This window comes from Planctopirus limnophila DSM 3776 (assembly GCF_000092105.1).
Classification (GTDB): domain Bacteria; phylum Planctomycetota; class Planctomycetia; order Planctomycetales; family Planctomycetaceae; genus Planctopirus; species Planctopirus limnophila.
Genome location: NC_014148.1, coordinates 3,622,765 through 3,645,335 on the forward strand (window position 1 = coordinate 3,622,765; position 22,571 = coordinate 3,645,335).

Below are 22,571 nucleotides of genomic sequence, written 5' to 3' on the forward strand. Positions count from 1 at the left end.
TCAATAATGATAGCGTAATTGGGCGATCAACAAGCTGTCACCTTCGATTCGGTAGACGATGCGGTGTTCATCGGTCATGCGTCGCGACCAGAATCCAGCCAGCCGGGTAGGGTGGGTTAAGGCTCTGCGCAACCCACCATCATATGATTTGTTATTTACGTCACACGGACATTTAGAACGACATTTGGACTATCAGCCTGTCACGGCCGTAAAGAAGAACGTCCGACTGTAGTATTTCGTGCGGTAATCGCTCATTGGATCGGGAAATTCTCATCTGGTGGGTTGCGCAGAGCCTTAACCCACCCTACGCAACTTCAGGAAGACGTGGGAATTTGTTGCGAGTCAGGAAGAACACGCCCTTTCGCAAAGCCTCCAGGGACGTGCCACTCAACTCGATTCGCGATCAACTCACGACCAACCATCAACCCACCACTCCCCTACCCTGTAATCTTCACATACGGATGACCCTCGTTGAGCGTGGGGCGTTCGGGGCGGCCTTTGTATTGGTAGACGAGGTCCATGTGGCCCAGGCCCATCAGGTGGAGGATCGTCGCGTGCAGGTCGTGGACGTGCATCTTCTGCGAGACCGCGTGCAGGCCCACTTCATCCGTCTCGCCAATCGTCTGCCCGCCAGCAACGCCGCCTCCCGCCATCCACATCGTGAACCCCGTCGGGTTGTGGTCGCGGCCGTTCCCCTGTTCGCTCATCGGTGTGCGGCCAAATTCGCCTCCCCAGATGACCAGCGTTTCATCCAGTAGCCCCCGCGCGGATAGATCTTCCAGAAGACCCGCCACCGGCAAATCCATGGCTTCACACAGCGACGTGTGATTTTTCTCGATCCCCGAGTGAGCATCCCATTTGCTGCCGGCTCCATGATAGAGCTGCACAAAGCGCGTCCCCCGCTCGACCAGCCGCCTCGCCAGCAGGCATAGTCGGCCATAGGAAGCGGTTTCCTTCCGGTCGAGGCCATACAGCTTTTGAGTCGCTTCGGTCTCTTCTCCCAGATCAATCGCCTGAGGGGCTTCGGCCTGCATGCGGAAAGCGAGTTCATAGCTTTCAATGCGGGCATCCAGTTCGGTCTGCTGGGGATGCCGACCGGCGAAATCGCGATTCATCTGATTGAGAAAAGCGAGCTTCCCCTGCTGCTGGCTGGCGGTTTTTCCCGCAGGGGTCATCAGGTTGGGGATGGGATCCTGCCCCCCTTCAATCCGAATCCCCTGATAGAGGGCCGGCATGAAACCAGCACTCCAGTTGCGCGGCCCGTTGACCACCTGCGAGACATTGTCCTGCATGACAACAAAAGCCGGCAAATCGGTGTTTTCTGTCCCCAGGCCGTACGTCACCCAACTACCGAGAGAAGGCCGCCCTCCGAGGATCGAGCCGGTATTCATCTGGCACACGCCCGCCGAATGGTTGATCCCATCAGCCCAGCAGGAGCGAATGACGGCCAACTTGTCGGCGTGTCTGGCGGTATGTGGCAACCAGTCCGAGACCCACAGACCCGATTCTCCGTGCTGAGCCCACTTACGCTGCGAAGCAAGAAGTGGAGCACTGGCTTCCCCCATGGCGGTGATAACTTTGCCGAAGCTATCAGGCAAAGGCTGGCCCGCCAGCTTGTTGACCAATGGCTTCGGGTCAAACGTATCGAGATGACTGGGGCCACCCTCCATAAAGAGGAAAATGCAGCTCTTCGCCTTCGGAGCAAAATGGGGCAATCGCGCAGCCAGCGGTGACTTAACCCCGCTCGATGGTGCACTCGCCGTCGAGGCGGCCATTCCCTTCGATGAGAGCATCGAGGCCAGTGCGAGGCTTCCAAAACCCATCCCGGCACTCGCGAGAAGATCGCGGCGGCTGACTGGCTGATCCTGACGATGGCAGAACATAACAACGCCCTCTAAGGGGATCGACAAAATTGACTATTGAACGTACATGAACTCGCTGGAGTTCAGCAGGATATGACAGAAATCAATGAGCACTTCGCGGATGGCCGTCTTTTGTGAACTCGATGCCCCCCCTTCGCCTTTGGGTGGTCGATCGGCCAGATGGCGATCATGGCCGGAGGCATCGACAAAGGGGCCGGGAGTGGGTTCAAACCGCCAGAAGGCCATGGTACTGGGCTGCAAAGTATCACTGGTGAAGAGGAGTCGCTCAGGTGTCAGGGCTTCAGCACTCATCCGGACATCATCGACCAGGCCATCAAACCGGGCTGATTCCGTGCGATCGCGGCCACCCACCATGAGAGGCCTGTTGGTTCCACAGATCCCACCCACCAGTTGATGAGGCACTGTCGCAATCAGCAATGGTTCATCGTCATTGGCCAGATCTTTCAAATAGAACGTGACCTGCCCTGGTTGCCCATTACGAGCGAGCTTGACGGCTGCGGCCGCATAGTAGGGCTGGTTGAGCTGAATATGATGATCAGAAAACAGTGCCGCCTCAGCCGTCTTGCCATCGGCTGTCTTCCCGACCATCTGCATGACCAGCGTTTGAGGTTTGCGCCGGCTTCCCTTGCCGGTAATTCCAAAGTTCCAGCCAGCCTCAGCCATGTCACCATTCCAGCAGGCGGCAATCGTACGGACAGCCCCCGTCTCGTAGATCGAACGCACCACGAAGTACGACTCAATGGTGAAGTCGCTTCCTTCCGGTGATTTGATGACGGGCCCGATAAAGGGAAGCTGCTTGCTGGAAACGACAGCGGCATGTCCATCGCGGAAGGGGATTTTATCGTGAAGGAACTTCGCTTCGGCGGAGGTCGCTTCGGCGATGTTGATCGTGCTGGCCTGGGTTCCCAGGAAGTCGAGGGCGGCGTCGATCTCGAACGATTCGGGGTCTCGGCCCAAAGTCATCCGATAAAGATCGGTGATGATCTGGCGGTCATCCACCGCAGGCTTCGCTCCCTGAGCTTTCGTCACACGTTCGGCCAATCCCTTCGCCCGTTGTAAGGCCCACTGGCTGTTGAAAAGGAGCAGCGATTGCACGGGAGTGGTGGTCGAGTGCCGGGAAGCACTGCTGGTGATCCAGAAGGGAGCATCAAAAGCATCGAGCACAGGATTGCGGGTGTTTCGCATCGTTCGCAGAAAAATCGAACGGACAGGAGCTTCGGCGGGTGCACCAGGGCCACTGGTGGTTTTGAGCGAGAGTTCTCCCGAAACCAGATAGCTGCTATCCCGGAACTGTTCGGCATCGAGCCTGCGGACATCACCTCGCCAGTAAAGCGTGTTTTCGGGATCGATCTTCTGAAGTTCGGCCAACTGGGGATGTGAGGAAGATCTGCGATAGGTTTCACTCAGCACAATGGCTTTATGAAGTGGCTTCATCCGCCAGCCACCCGCCACAAAACGCGAAGCAAGATCATCCAGCAACTCAGGATGTGTCGGTAAAGAACCCAGTCTGCCAAAGTCGCTGGCGTTGGCCGCCAGGCCCCGTCCGAAATGCTGCTGCCAGATACGATTGACCATCACCCGGGCCGTCAATGGATGATCGGGGCGAGTGAGCCAGTTCGCGAGTGCCGCCCTCCGGCCAGACGACTTGCCTCGTGGCGTGTCAATCGGAAGTACCGTGGCTGGCGAGGCATCGAGAATGGTCAGGAACCCGGGTTCAATGGGTTCTTTTCCCTTTTTCGGAATGGTGATCTCAGCACAATCGAGACCCCATTCGGTCACACAGGTGGCCAAAGGAAGTGCTGGCGGCTTGATGGAATCGAACTTGGCCAGTTCTTTACGCAAAGCCAGAATCCGCTCTTTATCGGCACCTTTGAGACGACCATCCAATCGCTCCCATTCGTACTCCACCTGACGAAAGGCGAGCGCCGCCAACTGCTTCTCGATGGGCGTTCGCTCGGCAACCGGCTTCTCGAGAATCGCTTGAATATCGGGGGGGAAGCGACCTTCGGCCTGCTTCTGACCTTGATCTCGATATTTGGCTTCGAGTGCAGAAATCTCCTCGCGAATCGACTTGGTGGCTGCTTCCCAGGGGGCGAGCTTTTCCTGGTAAGCCGCAAGTTCAGCATCGCTCGGAATCAGAAATTGTTCGTGCGTCTGAATTCCGGCAAAGAAACTCCGCAGCCGAAAGTAATCCTTCTGCAAAATGGGGTCGAATTTATGATCGTGACAACGGGCACACTGCATGCCCAAGCCGAGAAAGACATCGCCCGTGGTATCGGTGATGTCATCCAGGATGAGATTCCACTGGGTGCGTACGTCGCGGCTGTTGTACTCATAAATTCCATGCCGGAGAAAACCAGTCGCCACGATCGCTTCGGGCTCGTGTGGGAAGAGTTCATCCCCAGCCAGTTGCTCCTGCACGAAGCGGTCGTAGGGCTTATCGTCAGCAAAAGAGCGAATGACATAATCCCGGTATCGCCAGACATGTGGCCGGGCAGCATCCAGCCGATAACCATCGCTGTCGGCATAACGGACGAGATCGAGCCAGAACCGTGCTTGCCGTTCGGCATAACGAGGACTGCCCAGTAAACGATCCACCAGACGCTCATAAGCATCAGGAGCCGAATCGGCCATGAACTGCTCGACCTCGTCCCAGGTGGGTGGGAGGCCCGTGAGGTCGAATGTCACACGGCGAATCAGAGCTTGCCGGGAGGCTTCCCCTGCAGGGTCGAGAGGAAAGTTTTCCTGAGCCCGCTTTTGAGCCATGCGATCATCAATGACCTGACTGGTCGAATCGTGAATATGGCCAGCAAATTCTGGCGTGGGTTGTGCCCCTTCAAACAGAACGGGGAGTGGCTGAAAGGCCCACCACTGGCGATCTTCGGCGGTAATTACACCCGGGCGGCGACCACTGGCTTTGACCTTTTCTCCCGCAGGCCACGGAGCACCCATTTCGACCCAGCGGGTGATTGCGGCAATCTGCTGGGCGGGGAGTTTGCCCGTGGGTGGCATTTCGTAACCATCGTAGTTGATGGCTGAGATCAACACGCTATCGGCGGGTCGATGGGGAACGAGTGCCGCCCCGGATTCTCCACCAGTCAGCAGAAACTCCCGGCTGTCGAGCCGCAAGTTTCCGCTTTGCTTGTCCGAAGAGTGGCATTTGTAGCAATGCTCAACAAGCACTGGGCGAACTTCCTTTTCGAAGAAGTTCAACTGCTCTGGTGTGAAGGACACAGAGTTGGTTTGGACAGGAGCCGGTTCATCCGCAGCACGCGCCCAGTGACAGGCAACCACGAGGAACAGAATCAATGCGGCGAGACATGGCGTTTTACACCAGACAACGCATGTTGTGAGCCATGAGTCAGCCATGAGAAAACCGGGTTCTCCCGCATTCGGCTCGATCCTGGTTGATCGATTCAACATGGCAAAATCCCTCGCAAACCCCGGCCTGTCGATTCATCAACAAATTGTGATGCATCATAAGAGATTACACTACCAGCAGGGTGGCCTCAATTCCTGCTGAGCGATGAATTCTGGAATACCGAACGAAACATCGTCACGCGGCAAAAATTGTATTTCGCATTAAATTTTGCGTGCTTTATCAAGCTGGAGATTTTGGTCTGGTTTGCAGATCGACCAACTGAGAACCACCCGGCAGATGACAGCCAAAAGCCTGCGGGCAGGCATGAAGCAGGCATGCGGCTACGAAGACCAGCAACCAGCCGACCGAATTCACAATTTCTGAGGTTTTGTGAAGTGAATGAAAAGCATCGCATCGCGGCTGACCGGGCGGAGTGATCAATTCCAGTAGTGGTCGATAGACCAGCAGGTAATCGCTGACGGCAAGAGTTCCCGCGAGGAGCAATAAACCGAAAACAACGCGATCGCGGCCCCACTTTCTGAAGCAGCACAAAACGCCTGCACAACTGATGGCACCAGCCAGACAGACCCACTGAAAGCCGTAAAAAACAGGGAAACGGCGACTGACAAGCAGATCTTTCACAGTCTCAGAAAGCTCGGGAGTGGTCACTTCTCGAACCCCGGCAGCAACAAAAAGTGCCGCTGCCCCAAGCCAGAAGGATGTCAGGAATCTCGCTGCCGACGCTGTCTGCTCGATCCACCGCGGTTGGCCTCCACAAGCACTCATGATCACTGCACCTTGGGCTCTATTCACCGTAGACAACTTGGCAGGGAACAATCATCGCGCTGCTATTTTTGGTGTACCATCGCGATAACAATCAACATAATGAATTGAAGAGAGTTTTCACCAGAGAGCAAATCCAACGCTCCGCTCGCAGGAAATCACAGGGCTGAAGTTGTTTCCGAGATCCCAATACGTTTGGGACAGACTTATCTTGCTTCAGCTTCGGATTCATCTTGATGTTTTCGTGACGAATCATGGGATTACCAAAACAATTTTGAGCAAGGAGTGAACCTTTCACTCTCAGGAAGACGTGATCGTGACCAGTGCCCAGAAAGCTTACATCATGCTTGGTAAGGAATCGCTGTGGCACGTCGCAACCCGTTGTCACGAACTGTTCGATTCGGCAAAAATCCCTTATTCGATTGCTGGTGGAGTGGCGGTCTGCCTGCACGGATACCAAAGGAACACCACAGACATCGGTCTCATTATCCAGGCGAATGATTCTCAGCGAGTCAGGGAAACTTTAGTTCATGCTGGCTTTGAATGGTTGCCTGAGAAAGTGGAGTTTCACAGTCCTGACGGAATTGCCATTCAGTTTCTGATTGCCGGTCACCTGGCAGGGAAACATGCGGAAGTTCGTATTCCCGAACCGACTGGCGAACTGAATGTCGAGCATAAAGAAGGTCTGAATGTGGTTCGTTTATCGAGGCTGATTGAAATGAAAATCGCCTGCGGAACAGGAAGTCTTCGCAGAACTCACAAGGATTTTGCGGACGTTGTGGAACTGATTGCCATTCGTCAACTCGATCCATCTTTTGCTCGACATCTCCACAAATCGTTAAGAAAAACGTTCAAAGAACTGGTACGGGTCGCTAACGACAACCAATCCTAATCCCTATCTTTCCGTTGAATGATTTCCATCACACCCGTTGCTTTCACCCTTCATAAAAGACCGCAGGACTGGCCCCCGCCAAGGGGCCAGTCCTGGTAGATATCGCTCGCAAATCGGCTTTCCCCCGTGGTGCTTTCTCCTTAAAGCCATCGTTTCTGGCGCACGTTATGCCAGCCACGTCCTGAGCGAATGCGGCGAATGAGCTATTGACTTCTATTCATTTCAGTTCGAAGCAATGACGGCTTCGCCAACCATTGGCTCGCGATGGGAAGGCTTCGTGTAACCCAGGCTGCGAACCACTTCCAGCACTTCGCTCCACGTGGGAAACATGCGGCCACTTTTGCGCTTGTAGTCGTCCATGGCCTTCATGAACTCGACTTCATCGCCTGAGTAATCGCGTTCGCAGGTGGTCGGATCAATCATCCGGCGACGCTCCACTTTGCGGCGAGGTGCTGCAGCAGCACGCCTTTCGCCACTGGCGAGTTTTTCTTCGACCTTCGAGCGACGTTCGCCAACCACACGGCGGTTGCGGTTTCGCTGCTCCGTCTTGGCAATCGCATCCAGTTTGGCGGCATCCATAGTCGCAGATCGGGGCATTTGTAATTCCTGAATCGAATGAGGGTAAAGACGCATCCGTCTGTTTCATCAGACACATGCATGGGGGATATTCGATTATGCCCATATCTTTTTCGATCAGGCTGAGTTCAACTTCTTTGACGAATTGATAATCTGCGGAAACATTGCGGCCGCATCGATTCTTCCGATTCTAAGGATTATGTCGAAAGCAACACGTTGTCATCGGCCAAGAAACCGTGTTGTGATCCCCCGATAGGGCAAGAAGACGCCAAACCGTCCAGAGCCAGTTTTCAACTTGCGTTTTGAGTCGACATCATCCCACGATACTTAACTAAGAATAACGCACCACAGGGCTCCTGAACTGTTTCTGCCCCTGATTCGTTTCTCTCCCCCCCGTTTGAGAACTGCCGCTTATGCAGACTGAACTGCCCAAGTCGCAATTGATCAGCAATACTTCACCGAGCCGCCAGCAGTCGCCAGTCGGGATCATGCTGAAGCTCTGTCTTTGCGTGACGCTTTTGTGCCTCACAATGATCGACAGGGTTGTCGCACAGACCAGTCCTCCAGGTGAACCGAAGGCGAAAGCTGCGGGTAAGGCCGCACAAACTCCCGATCGCAATCGCGGGAAACCATTACCGCCGGGTGTGCGCGATTACACATCTCGCAACTTTCTCATGCATACCGATCTTCCGCCGGAGGAGGCGAAAGAGTTACTCACCCGGCTCGAAACAATGCTGACCTTGATCTCGAAATACTGGGGCAAACCCAATCGAGCAGTCATCGAAATGTATGTCGTGAAAGATCTCTCGGTCTGGCCGCCTGGTTCGATCGATGGGCGCGGGTTGCAAAGCATCGAAGCGGGTGCAGGAGTCACACTGGGTCAGACGGCGTTCATTGGAAACGAGGCCATTGATGCCAAGGCGGTCGTTTACTCAGTGGCCGACCGCGGGACACCGCAGCACGAAGCAGTTCATGCCTACTGCCAACTGAATTTTGGACGAACCGGCCCCACCTGGTATTCGGAAGGGATGGCCGAGATGGGGCAATACTGGAAAGAAAAAGACACTTCTGTAGCAATCCACCCGGTTGTGTTCGATTATCTCAAAAAATCCGAACTCAAGTCGCTAGATGAGATTATTGCTCCTGGTCAGACGACAGGAGATAGCTGGGAAAACTATGCCTGGCGCTGGGCTCTGTGTCATTTACTGGCGAACAACACCAACTATGCGGCACGTTTTCGGCCCCTGGGACTCTCGCTACTTTCCAGCAGGCCGGGAAGCTTTGAATTGACCTATGGCCCATCGGCTCGCGAAATCAGTTTTGAATATGATTTCTTCCTCAAGCACCTGGAACAAGGCTTTCGAGCCGATCTGTGCAGTTGGGATTGGCAGACCAAACCGGTGACTGTCAAAGGGACAGCCACCGTCCAATCCAAGATTGATGCCAAAAAGGGATGGCAGGCGTCGAGGCTCCTGGCCAAAGCCGGTGAAACGTATCAATTCACGACGACTGGCACCTGGAAAACAGGGACTGAAGGGGAAGCGATTTCACCCGCAAATGCCGAATCAGAAACTGGTCGACTGGCAGGAGTCCTCTTCAACGATTACGAGTTAAGCGAACCCTTCCTGATCGACCTGACCAACGGCTGGACAGCACCCAGTGACGGAGCCTTATATTTACGTTGTCACGAGGGTTGGGGCGCACTTCAGGACAACACTGGAACTGTGGCTGTCAAGATTAAAAGAGCAACAGAAAGTGTCCGCACGCCTTCAATTGGCGAGCCTGTAGAAACTCTTCCCGCACGGAAAGAAAACGCTGCAGGAAAGTAGCTGCCAAGGCGTCATAGCTGGCGATGGCATGCGGGAGCATGCCCTACTGAAGTCATCATAACTACCTGAGTTATCATGACGTGAGCTGGTGCAATCCGTCGGAACTTCTTGCACCCTACTTAATAATAAACACTCTATACGAGCTATTGGTGGCTGATACTTCGCGGCCTGCGAGAGAGAAGTGGCATCCATGCCGACAGACCATCCCTGGGATCTCAACGTGGTGGGAAAGAGGGATCGAAGAGGGGCCTGTCCTTCTCTCGCAGACATCAAGCAACAATATGGATTTTAAGTTTGCAGTAGAACACCGTTGACGGCATTCGATGCGGGCTGTCTCTGCTCTTTCGCGAGCTCGTGAGGTGACCAAGCAGCTACTGGCTTAAATCCTGAAAGAGCGGATTGAACTGAGGCATCTCGGCCTTCAAATGTTCTAACCAGGCTGCCGGTTGCCATAGCTCAACGCAGATGACAGCACCCACGACAATCACTTCCTGATTGGCCGAAACTCCGAGGAACTCGCGAAATCCATCGGGTAACAGAAGACGAGATCGATTCGCCAGCTGGACTGTCCGAAAACGCGTCGAAAGCAGTCGCCCCAGTCGCTGCACTTCGGCATAGCGCTGCTCCATACGGCCAGCCTGAATCTTCTGATGAATCAGGGAAACCCCCTGCTTCAGCTTGAGCTGCCAATCACTGGCCCGCCACAAACTCAAACACCCGGCTCGCTCTTTAACCAGAATCGTCTGGCCACTGTCATCAGCAATCGCCTGAGCAAATTCCGGCGGTAAAGTCAGTCGAAATCGCTCGTCGAGAGTCCGGCTCACTTCGCCCGAAATCATACCCTGTGCCACCAGAACATCCCCGCGGAGAAAATCCTCGACAGGCGAAGTTCCTCCCGGCGATGAGCCTGAATCCAACGGTGGCAAAGCTCCTGCCAATCCAGCCTCTCAATTCTGAAGCACATGCACAACAAAGGATCTGACCACCCACAAGATCTTAGGATCTGGGCTTAAAATCCACATTTAAATCATTTTTCAAAGAGCTTTTGGGTAAAAAACCCACATCGGCAGAATCCTACCGAGGGGCAATCGGAAGTTCAAAACAAATTGCTCCACTTTTATCGTTTTTTACGATTTCAATGATTTTGCCGGTTCGCAGGAGCACTCCTGTTGTGAGCGCGGCATGCCGTTGAGTAAGACCTCTCCAGCATCTCGAAAATCACCACTCATTACAGAACGTTCAACGGCACTCAGTTGACGATCCGATTCAGAAGCCGATGGCATTACAGAACAGATTTTAATGGAACCTGCCATGTCGTCTGAGTTCGATGACAGCCTCCCCAGCCGCCTGTCTCAGCAGGAGCACGAAAGAGATTCACACTTCTCCAACGAACCCTCTTCAACGGAGAGTCAGATGCCTGTTGTGCTGAAGACTTACGTTGAGGTGCCTGATGTTTTGCCGCCCAATGCCACTCGCTGGAGGATCAGGACGACCATGGATGGTTATTGCCTGACTTCACGCGGACGCTGGACGTTTCAGGGGTTGGGAGTTCTGTTCCTGCTGAATCTGTTCTGGAATGGAGTCGTGGTATTGGTCTCGTGGGAAGCTCTGCTCAAACCAGGTATTGAACGATTCAACATCGACTGGCTGATGAAAGCAGCTTTCCTCTCGATCTTTGGTGTGATTGGCCTGTTTCTGTTGCTGCTGCTGATTCTTGAACTGGTCGAGCCATTTCATACCCGCACCTGGGAGTATGGCAATGTTCTGATCGTCTGCCGCCTCGCCTGGTTTGGCATTGGCTACACCTGGGCTTATCCTCGCCAGTGGCTGGCACGAATCGATGTGACTTACACACCACAGGACGAAGCCCCTGACGGGAAAAGCAGGAAGCGCCACCGGACTTCCTCTCGCAGCTCTGGGCAGCTTGAGCCTTATGAAAAAGCCTCACGCATCTTCACTCTCGCATTGATCACCGAGAACGAAGAAGTCGTTTGCACCTGGGAGGGCTTGAACCTCGAAGAGTGCGATGTCATCGGCCCGTCACTGTTATGGATCGATCGCCAATTGAGTTGAACGAAGTGTTACCTGCGGTAAGGCTCAGTCTGTTCCCGGCGCCACACACTGGGGGCCACACCCATCGCCCGCTTGAAGGCTACGCTGAAATACTCGTCGTGAGCAAAACCTGAGCGATGTGCAATCGTGGAGAGGGAAAGATCTGTCTCAACCATGAGCTGACGGGCTCGCTCGAGCTTCAATCTCAGAATTTCGGCATGAGGAGTGCGCCCCAGCCGCCGTTCAAACCGCTGTTCGAGAACGCGTCTGGAAAGAGGCACAATTTTGAGCACATCGTTCACATGAATGCCCTCAAAAGCATGTTCGCGAATGAACCGCAAAGCCAGAGCCACATCGCGGTCGTCGAGCGCCAGGACATCGGTCGATTGCCGCGTGATCACACCCAGCGGAGGTACCCGCAGACAATCCTCCTTCAGGTTGACTCCCTGCATCTGTTCATCGAGGAATTGGGCAGCCACCGCCCCTGCTCTCACGGCGTTGGGTGCAATACTCGTTAAGGGAGGATCGGCGAGTTCGCACAATAACTCGTCGTTATCCACGCCAATGACAGCGACATCATCGGGGACCGACAGCCCCAGATCTCGACAGGCATCGAGCACCTGACGAGCCGTGCTGTCATAACAACCCATGACACCGACAGGTTTGGGCAACAGACGCAGCCACTCAATCAGCGATTTCTCGGCAACTTCGGGGTCCAACCCCTGATGATCAAACATCTCACAACGGCCACCAGCCGCCAGAACAGCATCCAGGAATGCCTGCTTTCGCCAGTTCGACCAGTTGAACGAACTGTCGCCGCAATAGGCAAAATTCTGAAAGCCTCGTTCGAGTAAATGAGCGACAGCCATTTCGGCAATCGCCACATCGTCTGTTTCCACCCACGGAATCTGTGGCCACAAGCGGGCCGCACTCACATCGACAACAGGGATCTTCAGCGCCTGCAGTCGCTCCGCAATCAAAGGCGTCTCGACACGGGCAATCACGCCATGAAAGTTTGTTTTCGAAAGCCACTCCGGAGGCGCATCCCCTCGCCCCTGTTCGGTCAAATGAATGGACCAGCGCCTGTGTTGCTGCCGGACATATTGCTGAATCCCCATGAGCACTCCACGGGCATACGCATTCGAAGATTCAATCAGTAATGCGACACGCAGCCGGGGAGGAGTTTGCATTGATGGAAATTTCTTCCTTCCAAGGAAGTGTCAAAGCTTCACCACAAACAACAGATTTGACGCGATCCAGACGAGTCCAACGAAAAGATCATCCCGTTCAAGAATCCAGGCAGCACCTGTGAACAAGTGATCTTTCTCATATCATCAATAACTTTTGCGTTGAAGCCCACTTCATTTCAAGCTTTGATCGTTAGATTTCACGTTTTCTTGCTCAGGTAATTTTTCTCAACTATTTGAATCAAAACCTCATTGTGACGTCATCCCCGCCAGTTATGTTAAATGCATCGAGTCTGAACGACGCTTGTCGTCGCTCTCCGCTCGATCCCCCTGAAATCGACGCTTTTATGCTCCGCGATATCCCACTGTTACCAGCCAACCACTCCGAATTCATCGAGCCGAGATCATCATGAGTGTCCCGAATTCTTCCTCGTCACCCCGCTTTCGTGTTGCCATTGTCGGGCTTGGTTTTGGAGCCGAGTTTATTCCCATTTACCAGCGGCATCCCGGTGCCGAGATGTACGCCATCTGCCAGCGGAACGAAGCCCACCTGCATGAAGTCGGCGATCGCTTCGAAATTGGCACGCGTTACACCAGCTACGATGATGTCCTGGCCGACCCCAAAGTCGATTTCGTCCATATCAATTCGCCCATTCCCGATCACGCGTGGATGTCACTGAAGGCCCTGGAAGCGGGCAAGCATGTGATGTGTACTGTCCCGATGGCCACAACAATTGAAGAGTGCGATCAGATCTGTGAAGCGGTCGCCCGGACTGGCAAGAAGTACATGATGGCGGAAACCGTGGTTTATTCCCGCGAGTTTCTGTTCATCAAGGATCTGTATCTTAAGGGAGAACTGGGCGAGATTCAGCATCTGGCGGCTTCGCATCCTCAGGATATGGATGGCTGGCCAGCTTACTGGGAAAAGATGATCCCCATGCATTATGCCACGCATGTCGTCAGCCCCTGTCTGGGTCTGCTCGATAAACGGGCTGAGTACGTGAGCTGCTTTGGTTCCGGTAAGGTTCGAGATGATATTCGTGAAAAATCGGGCAATCGCTTTGCAGTAGAAACCTGCCACATCAAGGTGCAGGATAGCGATGTCGTCGCTCACATCTGGCGATTCCTGTACGACGTGGCTCGCCAGTACCGCGAAAGCTTCGATGTCTATGGCACGAAAAAGAGCTTCGAGTGGACACTGGTGGAAGATGAACCCCACGTGATTCATACGGCAAAAAAACCTGAACCCGAGATTCCTTCAAAAATCGAAGTTCCCGATTTTGCCCATCTACTTCCTGAACCGATTCGTATGTTTACGAAAACGATTCAGGATGCTGAGCATCTTTCCTTCGTTCAGGGAGGCGGGCACGGAGGTTCTCACCCGCACATGGTCCATGAATTCCTCTCCGCTTTAGCTCAGAATCGCGACCCCTGGCCTAATGCCACACAGTCTGCCAACTGGACATGTGTTGGATTATGTGCCCATCAATCAGCACTCAAGGGAGGTGAAATTGTCAAACTCCCGGCCTTCACTTTGAAGTAAGAAAGATCACCACGGACGAGGGAGTCCATCACGACCCATCGAGGCATCATTTTACCCGCACAACGGGGAATACAAGCCTTAGTGGTCATCCTGAATTCTCTTACCAGAATCTATCAGTGAAAAAACTTTTCTTTTGATCGACCATTTTTCCAGTCGGCAGGTCTTCTATGCGACAACTCATGAATTTCTCTCAGCGAATGCTGGCCTCTTTACTGCTGGCCAGTCTGGTTTTGATGAACTGGCCAACGCAGACACTTGGGGCCGAGAATGTGCCCCTGAATGTCCTCTTCCTGGGGGACAAAGGCCATCATCAGCCCCAGGCACGCTTCAATGATCTGCAGCCTGCACTGGCCAAGCGTGGCATCAATCTGACTTACACAGAAGACCCTGGTGTTCTGAGTGCTGCCGGGCTAGCTCCGTACAAAGCCCTGGTCGTTTACGCCAATATCGACAAGATCACGCCCGAGCAGGAAACGGCTCTCATCGAGTACGTACAGAATGGTGGTGGGTTTGTGCCACTCCACTGTGCTTCGTTCTGCTTCCGCAACTCCCCCAAATATGTGGCTCTGGTTGGTGCCCAATTTTCCAAGCATGGAACAGGCGTCGTCGAGACTCGGCTCGAAGCCATCGATCATCCCATTCTTAAAGGTTTTTCCGGCTTCAAGAGCTGGGACGAAACATATCGTCACTCGATGCACAACCCCATGGGCCGCACAGTCCTCGAGTATCATCCTTTGAGTGCCGACGAGCTCAAGAAAGATCCCAAGGCATTGGCGGAAGAGCCCTGGACATGGGTTCGCAATGAGGGCAAAGGCCGCGTCTTTTACACCGCCTGGGGTCACGACGGGCGAACGTTCTCCAACCCTGGTTTTCAGAATCTGGTCGAACGTGGCATTCGCTGGGCAGCCAAAGATGAAAGCACAGTCCCGGAATACAAAGAAAAAGCCAGCTTCCAGCCCCCAGCTATGACAGCCATCAAGCCCTCAGCGGCTTCATTTGAGTACATCGATGTCGGAAGCAAAATTCCCAACTACGTCGCTGGTGCTCAATGGGGTAAGCAGGAAAAGCCACTGTCACTCATGCAGTTGCCTTTACCGCCTGAGAAGTCACTCGAGCATTATGTGAGTCCGGAAGGGAGCCAGCTCAAACTCTTTGCTGCCGATCCAGAGCTGGGTGGCAAACCGATTGCATTCAACTGGGATGAAGCGGGGCGGCTGTGGGTTTGTGAAACCATGGATTACCCCAATGAGCTGCAGCCTAAAGGCAAAGGCCGCGACCGCATTCGTATTGTCTCCGATACGAATAACGATGGCGTGGCCGACCGTTTTGACATCTTCGCCGAAGGACTAAGTATCCCGACTGCGATTGTTTGTGTCCGCGGTGGTGCCATTGTGCAGGACGGCCCGGAGACGATCTTCCTCAAGGACACCAATGGCGATGGGAAAGCTGATGTCCGCAAACTGCTGATCAGTGGCTGGGCCATTGGCGATACCCACGGCGGTGTCAGCAACTTCCTGTATGGGCTCGATAACTGGATCTGGGCCATGCAAGGCTATAACGATTCACAGCCAATCCTGACCAATGGTCAGGCGGCTGGTCGATTCAAGCAGGGCTTCTTCCGCTTCAAGGTTTCTGTCAGTGCTGATGGCCTCCCCGAAGTCAACGAACTGGAGTTCATCCGTTCGACCAACAACAACACATGGGGGTTAGGTATCAGCGAAGATGGGCTGATTTTTGGCTCGACAGCCAACCACAATCCTTCGGTCTATATGCCGATCCCTAATCGATATTATGAGCAGGTTCGTGGCTGGGCCGCTCGCGGATTAGGAACAATTGCCGATACCCATCTTTTCAAGCCGATTACAACCAAAATACGACAGGTCGATCATCACGGTGGCTACACCGCCGGTTGCGGCCACGCACTCTATACCGCCCGCAACTATCCCGAATCCTGGTGGAATCGCACAGCGTTTGTGTGCGGCCCCACAGGTCACCTCGTGGGCACCTTTGTACTGACTCAGAACGGGACAGATTTCTCATCCACCAGCCCGAATAACCTCGTGGCCAGTGATGATGAGTGGGCCGCCCCCATCATGGCGGAAGTCGGGCCAGATGGGAACATGTGGATCCTCGACTGGTATAACTACATCGTGCAGCATAATCCGACGCCCGCTGGCTTCAAAACCGGTAAAGGGAATGCGTACGAAACTGATCTGCGGGATAAGAAGCATGGCCGCATCTTCCGTCTGATCTGGAATAACCGTCCGGGTGCTGTGACTGCCGATCAATCGACCACACGCAGCCTCGCAGGTGCTGATCCACAGACTCTCGTCAAAGCCCTCGAAGACAATAACTTCTTCTGGCGAAAGCAAGCCCAGCGTCTGCTGGTGGAGCAGCAGGATCAATCCGTCGCACCCGCACTGCTGGCCCGGTTGGGAGAACACCACGTCGATGCCATTGGGCTCGACCCCGGCGCCATCCATAGTGCGTGGACACTCAAGGGGCTGGGTCAACTTGAAAGTCTCAGTGATCCCGCGACAGTCAAGGCTGTCACAGCGGGCCTGACTCATCCCTCGGCAGCCGTCCGCAGAAATGTGATTCAAACGTTGCCACCTGTCCCCATGACACCTTCATTGATTGCCAAGACGCATGTGGCAACCGATGAAGAACCTCTCGTCAGGCTGGCGGCTTTTCTGGCACTGTCCGATGCACCAGCCACCAGCGAATCGGCAACCATCATCGCCGGTGCGTTGCGTGATCCTGCGGTCTTTGCTGATCGATATTTACCTGAAGCCTTAACAGCAGCGGCTGCTCGTAACGATGTCCTGGTCATTGAGGCTCTGGCTGAAAAGACCGCTCAGACCACTCCTTCTCAAACCCCACTTGCCGGACCTGCTCTGGAGTTATTGAAGCGTGTAGCGGAACATTCGGCCCGCAGCGACAAATCCGAGTCTGGTTCTGCGATGCTCGCTCAGATTTCAAAAATGCCTCAAGATGCCGCCGAAGCGATCATTGCCGGTCTGTCGACAGGCTGGCCTCGCAAGTCAACAGAGGCAGCCAATGCAACACCCGAGCAGGTTGAGGCCATTACAAAATTGTATCGCGAGGTATCACCAGCCAGCCGCTCGCAGCTTCTCGCCTTGAGTCAGCGGATGGGGCTGAATGTGCTCGAAAAGTATTCCGGCGAACTGGCTGCACAGTTTCTCGCTAAGGTGAAAGACGCCAAACTGCCCGAAGCAGAACGACTGGCGGCCGCCCGCGATTCAATTGCACTCCTTCCCACCAATGCCGAGATTGCTGGCCAGCTCCTGGATCAGCTTTCGGTCAAGTCAACTCCGCAGTTGACCAATGGGATTCTGTCTGCACTCACGGCTTCCGAATCGCCCATGACAGGTGTGGCCCTGATCAATCATCTGGGAAGCATTACTCCCGGTTCACGTCCGCAGGCTTTGCGCATGCTGCTCGCTCGCAACGACTGGACACTTTCGCTCCTTGAAGCCAGTCAGGCCGGCAAACTGAGTCTGGGTGAATTGCCACTCGATCAGCAGCAGTCTCTGGCAGCTCATCCCGATGCTAAAATTCAGAAACTAGCTCGCGAAATTCTCGCCAAGGGCGGTGGCCTGGCCAGTGCTGACCGGCAGGCGGTGATTGATCAACTCGATCATGTGACGAAAGAGACGGGCGATCCTGTCGCAGGGAAGCTGATCTATACTCAGCAGTGTGCCAAGTGCCACGTCTATGGTGATCTGGGTCAAAAAGTCGGGCCGAATCTGACAGGGATGTCGGTGCATCCGAAGCATGAGTTACTGGTGCATATTCTTGACCCGAGCCGCAGTGTCGAAGGGAACTATCGGGCCTATTCCGTGGTGCTGGAAGATGGTCGTGTCTTTACAGGCCTGCTCGCTTCGGAAACAAGAACCACCATTGAATTGCTCGATGCCGAAGGTAAGCCTCAATCGATTCAGCGGGACGAGATCGAAGAACTCGTTGCTTCGACGAAATCGTTGATGCCGGAAGGCTTCGAGAAGCAGATCACTCCCGCCGGGATGCGCGATCTGCTGGAGTTCCTCAAGCAGCCCGGGAAGTATCTCCCCCTGCCACTGGAGAAGTTTGCCACCATCAATACGACTCGGGGAATGTTCTACAGTGCGGATGCTCAGGCAGAACGGCTGATCCTGGAGAACTATGCCCCCCGCAATGTGGGCGATGTTCCCTTTGCATTCGTTGACCCGAAGGGTGCAGCCACACCCAATGCCATCATGCTCTACAGTGCGAATGGCAAGTTCCCTCCCGAAATGCCGAAGCAAGTCACATTGCCTTGTGGCCTTAAGGTGAAGACGATTCACCTGTTGGGTGGCGTGGGTGGCTGGGCCTTCCCTGCTTCGGAAAAAGGGACCACCTCGATGATTGTCCGGCTGAAGTACAGCGATGGTTCGACTGAAGATCACAAGCTGATCAATGGAGAACACATTGCTGACTACATCCGCCGGGTGGATGTCCCTCAATCGACCTTTGCCTTCTCGGCTCGTGGGCAGCAGTTGCGCACCGTCTCGATTAACTGCGGCAAAGACCTCCCTCTGGAGACAATTGAACTCATCAAAGGAAACGACGGGACAGCCCCTGTGGTCATGGCCGTCACACTGGAGATGGGACAGCAACCTGCCGCCAAAAAGGAATAAGTTTCCACAAAGGAGCTGATGGATTCGTCATCAACCTTGGCGAGACTCGCTTACGTTCTGCCGCGGAATCCCGTTCTCAAAGCGAGAACGGGATTTTTTGTTGTGATGTGCTGATCTCATGTGGCCGCGAGTCGGAAGCAGAGGCTTTATGAGGTGATTGGCACACGGGACAGAGCTTAAGGAACGATGTCCAGAAATCTGGTATCATCGATCCAATCGCTACATTCTTCCAAGGTGGAAAGATCAATCTTAAGAGTGAGCAGCCGCTTGATGAGCACAGTCACTCAAAGAGTTGAGGAAGCTTCTTCCCGAGGCATTTCCACCGGCTAAGCTGTGAACGAATCACCAGTCAACCCTTTGAAGAAACGTAATTGAATGCTGAAGAGGTTTTTCCGTAACTACCTTTCGCGACATCGAGATCCAGTCAATATTGTTCTGCATGTCGTGGGGCTGCCACTCACCTTTGTGGCCCCTGTTGTGTGGCTGGTGAATGGTGGAGAACTGGTGAGCGCCTGGAGCCTCTTTTTGACAGGGTACGCACTGCAGTTCACTGGACATGCGTGGGAGGGGAACGACCCTGGCGAAGTGATTGTTGTGAGGAAAATGCGGGGTATACCGTTCGTAGAGGTTGCTCCTCAGAAGCCTGATGAAGCGACACAGTTTTCAAACAAGTTCGCAGCAGCAAGCGACGATAGACCCAACGACCAATAGCAGAGGCATGCATTTGGGGGTTTGATCCACACTCGCTGTGGATTGCCGGATGAAGGGTGGAACCCTTGATCCGCAGGCTGCATTTGCAGCCTTCATCGATGATTGGAAGGAGCCAATCGTCAGCCCCAGACATGCATGATGGCAAGGGAGCCTCTTCATGCCGTGGCAACGTTGGAAAAAATCGATCGCATTGGCTTTGACGGCAGTTCTACTGCCAGGTTGCTCAGGAACAAACAGAAATGTTTCGTATCTGGGTGATGCAGAGCTGAACTACTACAAGAACGCTTCGCTGACGACCGAGTACGCTGCGGTTGATCAGGCGACTCCGCTTGATATCGTCAATTCGGATCGTCCGCGAACGATTCGGGATCGTACTCAGGACGAAATCTGGGATCTCTCCTTGATGGAGTCGATCCACATGTCCATTGCCAATAACAAGATGATTCGAACCAGGGCACAGTTCCTTGCTCAGAGTCAACTGCTGGTGAACCCGGCTCTGGCACCTTCGATTTATGACCCTGCTTTGAGGCAGACTGGCTTCCTCTTTGGCACACGTGGTGTCGAAGCAGCACTGGCTGACTTCGATACTCAGTTCACCAGTTCGATGCTCTGGGGACGTAACGAAACCATTGCCAACAGTTCCTTCGGAACTTCCCCGCTGTTCGGACTTTCCCAGGAAACCGGTAATTTTAATGCGGCTTTGCAGAAGACGATGGCGAATGGTGGCACCGTCACTTTAAACCACAGTATGAATTACCTGGGGACCAATCAGCCCTTCACCACGTATCCATCGAGTTATACGGGTTCGGCGAATATTAACTACACGCTCCCCTTGTGGGGTGGTTCGGGCGTGGAATACACACGCATTGCCGGGCCGAGTGGTGGTGGTTTAGGCGCGATTACCGGTGTTTCTCAAGGTGTGGTCATTGCCCGCATTAACGAAGATATCGCTCTGGCCGATTTCGAAAACTCCGTGATCAATATGGTCAGGGATGTGGAAGATCTGTATTGGGATCTGTACCTGGCTTACCGGCAGTACGATGCCGATGTGGCCAACCGCGACAGCTCACTCCGATCATGGCGGGAAGTGAAAGCGCGGATGGAAGTCGGTGCAACGGGTGGTAACGCTGCTGCCGAAGCCCAGGCCCGCGAAAACTATTTCGATACTCGCGCCCGTGTCGAGAACTCACTGGCCAGTATTTATGATCTCGAAAACCAGTTCCGCCGCCTGATTGGCCTGGGTGTGAATGATGGCCGCATCATCCGGCCTGCCGACAGTCCCGTCGAAGGTGAGTATCTCGTCAACTGGGAAACCAGCCTGACAGAAGCATTGGTTCGCCGTGTCGAATTGCGTCGGCAGAAGTGGCAGATCAAGAGTCTGGAACTGCAGACCATTGCCGCCAAGAGCCTGACGAATCCTCAATTGAATTTTGTGTCTCAGTATGGCCTGAATGCTTTTGGAAACAAACTCATCTCTGAGCAGACGTCCAACTACAACAGTGCCTACGGAACCATGAAAGATCGGGATCTCGAAAACTGGACCTTGGGCTTTCAGCTCTCCATGCCCATCGGGTTCCGCCAGGCTTATGCCCAGTTGCGGAACACCGAACTGCAACTGACCAAGGCCCGTGCGGCACTGGCCACTCAGGAACAGGATATTTCTCATGAGTTGGCAAACGCGATTCAAAAACTCGAAACAGCGTTTGTGACCGCCCGTACAAACCTCGATCGGCGTATTGCTTCAGCCCGCCGGGTAGAAGCCACACAGGCCGAATATGAAGCGGGTGTCCGCGATGCCACACTTGACCTGGTGCTGCGGGCTCAGGCCAGCCAGGCACTTGCTGAAATTGCGTTGTTCACCAGTCTGGTCAATTACAATAAAGCGATTAACGATCTGAACTATCGCAAGGGGACAATTCTCGACAATTCGAATATCAGCCTGGGCGAAGGCGAATGGACATACGAAGCCCAGCAGCAGGCACTTCAGAAAGCCTGGGCACGCAGTTACGCCTTCCGCAATCCTTTGCTCAAGGCCAGCCCCGAAGATTTTTCCTCCCCTGTGCCTTACCCCAAAACAGATCTCACCTGGCAAGGGATCAATGGGGATGATGGGTTAATTCCACAGCCAGCACCAGCCGGTGCAACCATTCCACCAGCACCTGGGATGGAACAACCAGTGGCACCAGTTGTGCCACCGCTAGATGAGACCCCATAAAGGCTGATCCTGGCAAAATCCAGTGTGATTTCACCAGAAAACAACCAACGGATAACTCAAGCAGGGCCGGCCGAATGCAAGAACATTCGACCGGCCCTGCAATTTTCGTTACGGACTTTACCTTACAGAGCTCTGATTACTTACCGAGCATCTTGGCACAGGCCTTGGCACACTTGGCGCACATCTCAGCGCATTCCTTACAGCAGGCCTTCGAACTCTTTTCGCACATTTTCACGCAGTCCAGGCAGGTCTGTTCGCAAAGAGCACAGGCCGCTTTCCAGTTGGGATTCTTCGTCTCAACCATTCCAGCGCAAACAGTGCACATCGACGAGCAGATCTCGCAACAGGCCGCACATTCTGGACGATCTTTCTTGCAACACTCAATGCAGTCTGCACACACAGCAGCACATTCGCGGCAGTGCTTGGCACAACTGTCTTCAGCGTTGAGAGCTTCGGCAGCACCCATCGAAATGCCTCCCGCACTTAATGCAGCCACAGCAGCCATCGCACCCAGCATAGAATTCAAAGCCATACGACGATTCATGATCAATCCTCTCGAAAAGGGAGCAAAACACATTTGGAAAAACAACTTGTAAAAACAGATATGTCATTCTTTTCTCAGGAAACAACAGCGCGATGCTGATTACTAAAACATGCTTGCCCAGAGCTGCGAGCATGGCACACATGGCACTATTTTTCTTAAGAAGAGCATCTGTGCACAGCATTCAGCAGAATGCCGGTGCAATTCGATTCAGCACCCACAGAGCCTGATTGGCCACAGGAATTCAGGCACACTCTCGTGACTCAAAAGATCTCTCAATCGATGAGCAGCGGACGCACAAACAGCGTGCCCGAAGAAC

14 protein-coding genes and 1 pseudogene are annotated in these 22,571 nt (G+C 54.0%); 8 read left to right on the plus strand and 7 right to left on the minus strand.

Features of this window, described 5'->3' with window-relative positions; genetic code table 11:
- The 4 genes and pseudogenes from PLIM_RS25050 to PLIM_RS14365 all read right to left on the minus strand — a co-directional run.
- A pseudogene (locus PLIM_RS25050) lies at nucleotides 1–102 on the minus strand (type II toxin-antitoxin system YoeB family toxin); the annotation flags it as partial.
- A gap of 335 nt (nucleotides 103–437) precedes the next feature.
- Complete coding sequence (locus PLIM_RS14355; protein WP_013111046.1) at nucleotides 438–1,883, minus strand: DUF1501 domain-containing protein; 1,446 nt, start codon at nucleotides 1,881–1,883, stop codon at nucleotides 438–440.
- Between the two features lie 33 nt (nucleotides 1,884–1,916).
- A complete protein-coding gene (locus tag PLIM_RS14360; protein ID WP_013111047.1) occupies nucleotides 1,917–5,306 on the minus strand; it encodes a DUF1549 domain-containing protein in 3,390 nt (1,129 codons plus the stop codon).
- Nucleotides 5,307–5,484: 178 nt separating this feature from the next.
- The gene (locus PLIM_RS14365; protein WP_013111048.1) at nucleotides 5,485–6,030 is read right to left on the minus strand and encodes a hypothetical protein; all 546 of its coding nucleotides are present in this window, start codon (nucleotides 6,028–6,030) and stop codon (nucleotides 5,485–5,487) included.
- 313 nt (nucleotides 6,031–6,343) lie between these two features.
- Here PLIM_RS14365 and PLIM_RS14370 point away from each other — a divergent pair, with 313 nt between their 5' ends.
- Nucleotides 6,344–6,919, plus strand: a complete 576-nt coding sequence (locus PLIM_RS14370) for a nucleotidyltransferase domain-containing protein (RefSeq protein WP_013111049.1) — start codon at nucleotides 6,344–6,346, stop codon at nucleotides 6,917–6,919.
- A 222-nt stretch (nucleotides 6,920–7,141) separates the two neighbouring features.
- Here the strand turns inward: PLIM_RS14370 and PLIM_RS14375 are convergent, their stop codons facing one another.
- Entirely contained in the window at nucleotides 7,142–7,516 is a 375-nt protein-coding gene (locus PLIM_RS14375) for a hypothetical protein (protein WP_013111050.1), read from the minus strand.
- Nucleotides 7,517–7,908: 392 nt separating this feature from the next.
- Between PLIM_RS14375 and PLIM_RS14380 the strand changes: the two genes are divergently transcribed.
- Complete coding sequence (locus tag PLIM_RS14380) at nucleotides 7,909–9,324, plus strand: hypothetical protein (protein WP_013111051.1); 1,416 nt, start codon at nucleotides 7,909–7,911, stop codon at nucleotides 9,322–9,324.
- Nucleotides 9,325–9,695: 371 nt separating this feature from the next.
- On the opposite strand, the gene PLIM_RS14385 is transcribed toward PLIM_RS14380, so the two are convergent.
- Nucleotides 9,696–10,241 (minus strand): division/cell wall cluster transcriptional repressor MraZ, encoded by a 546-nt coding sequence (locus PLIM_RS14385; RefSeq protein ID WP_230849316.1) that lies wholly within the window; start codon nucleotides 10,239–10,241, stop codon nucleotides 9,696–9,698.
- 394 nt (nucleotides 10,242–10,635) lie between these two features.
- Between PLIM_RS14385 and PLIM_RS14390 the strand changes: the two genes are divergently transcribed.
- Nucleotides 10,636–11,397: a hypothetical protein gene (locus PLIM_RS14390; protein ID WP_148227125.1), complete on the plus strand. Its 762-nt coding sequence runs from the start codon at nucleotides 10,636–10,638 to the stop codon at nucleotides 11,395–11,397.
- Between the two features lie 8 nt (nucleotides 11,398–11,405).
- Here the strand turns inward: PLIM_RS14390 and PLIM_RS14395 are convergent, their stop codons facing one another.
- Nucleotides 11,406–12,566 carry a XylR family transcriptional regulator gene (locus PLIM_RS14395; protein WP_013111054.1) on the minus strand — a complete coding sequence of 387 codons (1,161 nt, stop codon included), beginning with the start codon at nucleotides 12,564–12,566 and terminating at the stop codon, nucleotides 11,406–11,408.
- 406 nt (nucleotides 12,567–12,972) lie between these two features.
- On the opposite strand from PLIM_RS14395, the gene PLIM_RS14400 reads away from it, so the two are divergent.
- The 5 genes from PLIM_RS14400 to PLIM_RS14420 all read left to right on the plus strand — a co-directional run bounded on the left by PLIM_RS14400 (nucleotide 12,973) and on the right by PLIM_RS14420 (nucleotide 22,307).
- Complete coding sequence (locus tag PLIM_RS14400) at nucleotides 12,973–14,106, plus strand: Gfo/Idh/MocA family protein (protein WP_013111055.1); 1,134 nt, start codon at nucleotides 12,973–12,975, stop codon at nucleotides 14,104–14,106.
- Between the two features lie 167 nt (nucleotides 14,107–14,273).
- Complete coding sequence (locus PLIM_RS14405; protein ID WP_013111056.1) at nucleotides 14,274–18,785, plus strand: PVC-type heme-binding CxxCH protein; 4,512 nt, start codon at nucleotides 14,274–14,276, stop codon at nucleotides 18,783–18,785.
- Nucleotides 18,786–19,160: 375 nt separating this feature from the next.
- Entirely contained in the window at nucleotides 19,161–19,496 is a 336-nt protein-coding gene (locus PLIM_RS14410) for an Mpo1-like protein (protein ID WP_013111057.1), read from the plus strand.
- 157 nt (nucleotides 19,497–19,653) lie between these two features.
- A complete protein-coding gene (locus PLIM_RS14415) occupies nucleotides 19,654–21,711 on the plus strand; it encodes a TolC family protein (protein ID WP_013111058.1) in 2,058 nt (685 codons plus the stop codon).
- Between the two features lie 74 nt (nucleotides 21,712–21,785).
- Nucleotides 21,786–22,307: a hypothetical protein gene (locus tag PLIM_RS14420; RefSeq protein WP_013111059.1), complete on the plus strand. Its 522-nt coding sequence runs from the start codon at nucleotides 21,786–21,788 to the stop codon at nucleotides 22,305–22,307.
- Nucleotides 22,308–22,571 lie beyond the last annotated feature (264 nt).

Excerpts from the sequence above, each read along its gene's own strand:
- PLIM_RS14420 (WP_013111059.1), top strand. The coding sequence starts at position 21,786 with ATGCAAGAACATTCGACCGGCCCTGCAATTTTCGTTACGGACTTTACC.
- PLIM_RS14360 (WP_013111047.1), bottom strand. The coding sequence starts at position 5,306 with ATGTTGAATCGATCAACCAGGATCGAGCCGAATGCGGGAGAACCCGGT.
- PLIM_RS14355 (WP_013111046.1), bottom strand. The coding sequence starts at position 1,883 with ATGTTCTGCCATCGTCAGGATCAGCCAGTCAGCCGCCGCGATCTTCTC.
- PLIM_RS14405 (WP_013111056.1), top strand. The coding sequence starts at position 14,274 with ATGCGACAACTCATGAATTTCTCTCAGCGAATGCTGGCCTCTTTACTG.
- PLIM_RS14415 (WP_013111058.1), top strand. The coding sequence starts at position 19,654 with ATGCCGTGGCAACGTTGGAAAAAATCGATCGCATTGGCTTTGACGGCA.
- PLIM_RS14390 (WP_148227125.1), top strand. The coding sequence starts at position 10,636 with ATGTCGTCTGAGTTCGATGACAGCCTCCCCAGCCGCCTGTCTCAGCAG.
- PLIM_RS14375 (WP_013111050.1), bottom strand. The coding sequence starts at position 7,516 with ATGCCCCGATCTGCGACTATGGATGCCGCCAAACTGGATGCGATTGCC.
- PLIM_RS14400 (WP_013111055.1), top strand. The coding sequence starts at position 12,973 with ATGAGTGTCCCGAATTCTTCCTCGTCACCCCGCTTTCGTGTTGCCATT.
- PLIM_RS14365 (WP_013111048.1), bottom strand. The coding sequence starts at position 6,030 with ATGAGTGCTTGTGGAGGCCAACCGCGGTGGATCGAGCAGACAGCGTCG.
- PLIM_RS14380 (WP_013111051.1), top strand. The coding sequence starts at position 7,909 with ATGCAGACTGAACTGCCCAAGTCGCAATTGATCAGCAATACTTCACCG.
- PLIM_RS14395 (WP_013111054.1), bottom strand. The coding sequence starts at position 12,566 with ATGCAAACTCCTCCCCGGCTGCGTGTCGCATTACTGATTGAATCTTCG.
- PLIM_RS14410 (WP_013111057.1), top strand. The coding sequence starts at position 19,161 with ATGCTGAAGAGGTTTTTCCGTAACTACCTTTCGCGACATCGAGATCCA.